The organism is Clostridium sp. (genome assembly GCF_030532265.1).
In the GTDB taxonomy this organism is placed as follows: domain Bacteria; phylum Bacillota; class Clostridia; order Clostridiales; family Clostridiaceae; genus Clostridium.
The window spans coordinates 27,705-32,629 of the sequence record NZ_JAUNLM010000023.1 but is presented as its reverse complement, the minus strand read 5'-3'; the positions used below and the strand labels follow the sequence as shown (position 1 = coordinate 32,629).

Sequence of the window (4,925 nt, the reverse complement as noted above, 5' to 3'; positions counted from 1 at the left end):
AAAGAAAGATTATTAAATGGAGAAAAAAGAGAAGATTTAAATAATGAATATAATAAGTCTACAGTTTCAAGGGTATATAATAAATTAGAAAAAGAAGGTTTATTAAAAATAGGAGAAGAAGAAAGTTTTTATAATAATAAAGAAAAGGATATTTTAAATCTACTTAAAGAAGCTTTAAATTTAATTAATGATGGAGAAGAATATAAAATAGATATATCTATAAGTAAAAAAAATATGAAGGATTTAAAAAAAATAACAGATGAAAATGAGATGATAAATCCATTTATTTTATACAATAATTCTAGTAAAGAATTAATGGAAAAAGAACTTAAATCTAAAAGTAAAGATTCAATGATATGTATAATAAAAAAATATTTTAAATACAATAATAAAATGTTAAAAAAATCTAAAGATGAATTAGCAAAATATATTTGTTTAGAAGTTGAAAAAGTATTAAATATAGGAAAGTGTTTTAAATAATATATTTAAAGCTGATACTAAAAAAACAGACAATTTTAAGTTGTCTGTTTTTATTTTAAAATTAAAATTACATTTTAGCAAAGCTTTATAAAAAATAGGTTAATATGGTAAAATTGTAATTGGTATATTGTAGGTAATTATTTAGGGGGATAAAAATGAGAAATTATAAGAGCTACATAAATGATTTACAAAAGTATAAAGATATTGACTTAATAAATACAAGTGGAATAATAAAAATAAATATTGGACAAGAAGATTCATATATAACTTATGGTAATTCTATAGCAAAGGCTTTTATAACTACATTAGTACAATTAGAGCATAATAATGGAATGAATAGAAAATTAAAAAAATTATATAATGATATAGGCGATTCAGGAGTTAGTGTAGATATATTAGAAATATTAGAAGCTGATAAACTTAAAGAAAAGTCTAAAGAATATATAGAAAAGTTTGATCCAACTCTTAATTATCAAAGAACTAAAGAGGGATTTACAGAAGAACATAAAAAAAAGTTATCAAAATGTAAAAGAGGAGAAAAACATAATAGAGCAAAACTTACTGAAAAGGAGGCTAGAAAAATAAAGGTTTTAGCAACTCAAGGGAAAATGACATCAACAGAAATAGCAGAACATTTTAATATTAGTCCAGAACAAGTTAGAAAAATAAAATTAGGATTAGCGTGGAGTCATATAAAAATAAAATAATATAGTAGAAGATAATTTTATAAATATAAATTATCTTCTTTTTAATGTAATCAAACATAACAAATATTTATTTAAAAGAAAGATAAATAAAATTTTAATTATATTCATAATAATAAATGTAATATTAAACTAAGGATGTGTTTTTAGTGAATGAATTAATAGAAGAATTAGTTAATGATATAGAAGATAAAATAATAAATTATAGAAGGGATTTTCATAAGTTTCCTGAGATTGCATGGATGGAATTTAGAACAGCTTCTTTAATAGGTAAAGCCTTAATAGATATGGGATATGATGTTTATATAGGAAAAGAACTTATAAATGATAGGTATAGAATGAATATTCCTAATTTAGAATCTTTAGATGAATGTTATAATAGGGCCATAAAACAAGGTGCATATAAAGAGCTTTCCAAAAGGATGAAAGGAGGGTATACAGCAGTAGTAGGAGTTTTAGAAAATGGAGAAGGCCCTACAATAGCCTTAAGATTTGATATCGATGCAGTTAAAGTAAGTGAAAGTAATGATGATTCTCATATACCTTTTAAGTATAGTTTTTCATCTGTAAATAATGGAGTAATGCATGCATGTGGACATGATGGGCACATTGCTATTGGGTTAGGAGTTGCAGAAGTTATTTCAAAGCTTAAAGATAAATTTAAAGGAAAAATAAAACTTATATTTCAACCAGCAGAAGAAGGGGTTAGTGGAGCACTTGCTGTATCAGAATCAAAAGTTTTAGATGATGTAGATTATTTAATTGGTGGTCATATTGGAATAAAAGCAAGAAAATCTAAAGAAATAGTATGTGGGACAGATGGTTTTTTAGCGACTACTAAAATTAATGCAGAATTTAAAGGAAAGGCTTCACATGCTGGTGTAGCTCCAGAAAAGGGACATAATGCATTACTTTCAGCTTCAACAGCAGTTTTAAATTTAGATGCAATACCAAGAAATAGTGAAGGAACTACTAGAATAAATGTTGGAAAATTAGTTGCTGGAAGTGGAAGAAATGTAATACCAGGACGAGCGTTTATGGAAATAGAAACTAGAGGTGAAACAACTGATCTAAATGAATATATGCAAGAATATGCAGAAAGAATTTTAAAATCTTCAGCAGATATGCATGATACACATGTTGATATTAAATGTGTAGGGAAATCAATAAGTGGAGAAAGTGATTATGAATTAATAAAAATAATTGAAAATATAGCAAAGGAAATAAATTATTATGAAAGTATAATTGAAAAAGAAGATTTTGGGGCTAGCGAAGATATATGTTATATGATGAAAAAGGTTCAAGAAAATGGAGGAAAAGCATCATATATTATGTTTGGTAGTGAACTTAGAGGAGAACATCATTCAGAAAAATTTGATTTTAATGAATTAGATATGATAAATGCAGTTAAAGTTTATTGTGGAATTATAATAAAGATACTTTCTGAAAAATGTTAGTAATTTATTTAAATTAGAAGTATTATTGAGAAGAATATATTTAAGCTTAAATAAGGTTGTTTTACTAAAAAAAGCATATATGATACATTATAATAAATGGGATTAAAAAGTAATAAAGGACTTATTATATAATAAAAGCAAATAATGGATGTAGGTGAATTATGAATATTAAGAGAGAGGAAGTTCATTTAGCATTACAAGAAAGCTTCAAAAAATTAATATTAACACACAACTTTGAAAAAATAACAGTAAAAATGATTACTGATGGGGCGTCTCTTATTAGACCAACCTTTTATAATCATTACTCAGACAAATATGAGTTATTAGAAGAGATTTGTCATAATGATATATTTAGTGGAATTGAAATGCTTATTGAAAATAATATGCCAAAAGAAGCAATTTCTTATATGTTTACAAGAATTGAGAATAATAAAGAATTTTATTTTCAAGCTGTAAAAGTAACAGGACAAAATTCCTTTGAAGAAATTATGATTAAATATTCAACAAAAGTATTTTTGGAGTTGTTTAAAAAATGTAAAAAAAATTATAGCAATTTAAATGAAATATTTAATCCAAGTTATGTAGCAGAATATTATGCTAGGGGCTTAACATATTTAATAAATAAATGGATTGAAAATGGAATGAGTATACCAGCAAAAGAATTAGCAGAAAAATATGAAATTATATTAACTCAACCATTAGATAATATAATAGAAAATTTTATATAATTATATTAAATTTATACAATTTATATAATTTGTAAAAAGACAGCTACAAAGCTGTCTTTTTGTATATGTTTATAAGCATAAAAGTAAGATTGTACATTTAAAATGTTAAATAATTAGGTAAAATTGAATTATAAATTTATAAAATAAGGAGAGTTTTTACTTTTTTAAAAAGGGGGAAAAGGTCTATGTTAAGTCCAAAATACAAAGCAGAGCAATTAGTAATAAAGCAACTACTTAATTATTTAAGAAAAAATCCAGAAAAAAATCTAGGTAATATTGTTTCCTTAGTAAGAAAGTTTGATAACAAGGGTCTTTATAAAGAACAGTATGATGTTATAGAAGGATTTATAAAAGAAGAAAATAATAACTGGGTTAAGCTTATGAGCAAAATAGCAACTGAAGTAAATCCACATATAGTAGAAACAGTCTTTACAAACTTTTTATTAAATGCGGCTATTAGAGGATGTGAAGAAATAGATAAAAATATAGAAAAGTATGGTTATAGTATACCTTTTACTATATTAGTAGATCCAACTACAGCTTGTAATAAAAAATGTATAGGTTGTTGGGCTGCTGATTATAATAATGCATTAAATTTAAGTTATGATCAGTTAGATAAGTTATTTACTGAAGGAAAGGAACTTGGAATTTATTTTTATATTATGACAGGTGGCGAACCTTTAGTAAGAAAAGATGATATATTAAAGTTAGCTAAGAAGCATAATGACTGTGTTTTTATGATATTTACAAATGGAACACTTATAGATCAAAAATTCTGTGATGATTTATGTAAAGTTGGAAATATAGTTCCAACAATAAGTGTTGAAGGATTTGATGATGCAACAGACGGAAGAAGAGGAAAAGGTTCATGGGATGATATTATGAGAGCTATGGATCTTATGAAATCAAATCATGTACCTTTTGGTTTCTCAACATGCTTTACTACAGCAAATTGTGATAGTGTGTTATCAGATGAGTTTATAGATTTGATGATAGATAAGGGAGCATATTTTTCATGGTATTTTACATTTATGCCAATAGGATGTAAAACAGATACATCATTAATGGCAAATCCAGACCAAAGAGAAAAGTTATATAGAACTATAAGAGCTTGGCGTAATACTAAGCCAATATTTAACATGGATTTCTGGCATGATGCAGAATATGTAGGCGGATGTATAGCAGGAGGTAGAAGGTATTGTCATATCAACGCAAATGGTGATGTTGAACCATGTGTTTTCTGTCATTATTCAAGTGCAAATATTAAAGATGTATCATTAATAGAAGCTTTAGGACAACCTTTGTTCTTAGAATATCAAAAGAATCAACCATTTAATGAAAATCAATTTAGACCATGTCCAATATTAGATAATGCACCTAAGATTGCAGAAATGGTAAAGAATTCAGGAGCAAAATCAACAGAATTTATTGATCCAGAAGATGTTGATTCTTTATGTAAAAAGACAATAGAATACGGTAAAACTTGGGCAAAAAGAGCAGAGCCATTATGGAAAGAGAATATAGAGAATAAAAAGAAAAATAAGTAATAAATAAAA

The 4,925-nt window shown here is 25.7% G+C and carries 5 protein-coding genes; all 5 read left to right on the top strand.

The features are described 5' to 3' along the window. Nucleotides 1–480: hypothetical protein (locus tag Q4E08_RS06780; RefSeq protein ID WP_303129551.1), on the top strand; the 480-nt coding region annotated here is incomplete at its 5' end. Between the two features lie 155 nt (nucleotides 481–635). After that, nucleotides 636–1,187: a hypothetical protein gene (locus tag Q4E08_RS06775; RefSeq protein ID WP_303129550.1), complete on the top strand. Its 552-nt coding sequence runs from the start codon at nucleotides 636–638 to the stop codon at nucleotides 1,185–1,187. A 146-nt stretch (nucleotides 1,188–1,333) separates the two neighbouring features. After that, nucleotides 1,334–2,641: a M20 family metallo-hydrolase gene (locus Q4E08_RS06770; RefSeq protein ID WP_303129549.1), complete on the top strand. Its 1,308-nt coding sequence runs from the start codon at nucleotides 1,334–1,336 to the stop codon at nucleotides 2,639–2,641. A gap of 161 nt (nucleotides 2,642–2,802) precedes the next feature. Next, the gene (locus tag Q4E08_RS06765; RefSeq protein WP_303129548.1) at nucleotides 2,803–3,369 is read left to right on the top strand and encodes a TetR/AcrR family transcriptional regulator C-terminal domain-containing protein; all 567 of its coding nucleotides are present in this window, start codon (nucleotides 2,803–2,805) and stop codon (nucleotides 3,367–3,369) included. Nucleotides 3,370–3,554: 185 nt separating this feature from the next. After that, the gene (locus Q4E08_RS06760; protein ID WP_303129547.1) at nucleotides 3,555–4,916 is read left to right on the top strand and encodes a radical SAM protein; all 1,362 of its coding nucleotides are present in this window, start codon (nucleotides 3,555–3,557) and stop codon (nucleotides 4,914–4,916) included. Nucleotides 4,917–4,925: the final 9 nt, after the last annotated feature.